1 protein-coding gene is annotated in these 644 nt (G+C 47.7%); it reads right to left on the reverse strand.

What is annotated here, in order from left to right; translation table 11 throughout:
- Positions 1-68 precede the first annotated feature (68 nt).
- A partial coding sequence (locus ACTU3N_RS14645) for a helix-turn-helix domain-containing protein (RefSeq protein WP_443086873.1) occupies positions 69-644 on the reverse strand: 576 nt, incomplete at its 5' end.

A 644-nucleotide genomic window follows, 5' to 3' on the forward strand; every position in this document is an offset into this window, starting at 1 on the left:
CGTGCTACGGGCCATTCCAGCGGCTCTCAGCAGATCGTTCAGATCGTGTTTTTGCCTCAGTTCAGAAATTACCTGCGCTTTTTGTCGGTTATTTTTTCCTGAGCTAAGGCCCGGAGCTTTTTTAGATAATCTACCTGCGCACGCAGAAAGCGGATTTCAGCCAGCTTCTGCTCTTCCGTCAGTTGCTCTGCCGGAATATCGGTAGTGACAGAAGGGGGGGTAATATCTTTTTCCAACTTTTTCCTTCCCTGTCTGAGGTTGAGAAGCGCATCAATCCCGTCTGTCTGATAACATTTAACCCATTGATAAACGGTACTTTCACCGGAGATATTAAATTTTGCAGTAGCTTCACGAAGCGAGAGTTTATCTCTGATGACAGCGATAACAACATTGAGCCTGAATTCAGGCAAAAATTGACCGGTCTTCCGGCTCAATCCATCAGGACCATGAAGCTCATAAGCGGCAACCCATCTGCGCAGGGCCGTCCGCCCGACACCAAAATGTGTGGCAGCCTCACGAAAACCATCTTTACCGGAAAGATAATGTTGTACGGCAGCAAGCCGTAGCTCAAGTGAAAATTTACGACTACTCATAAAAAACTGCACCTCAGTCAGTTGGGTGTCCAACTTTTGGGGTGCAGTCCA

It is taken from the genome of Vagococcus sp. WN89Y, from assembly GCF_052220145.1.
Classification (GTDB): domain Bacteria; phylum Pseudomonadota; class Gammaproteobacteria; order Enterobacterales; family Enterobacteriaceae; genus Kosakonia.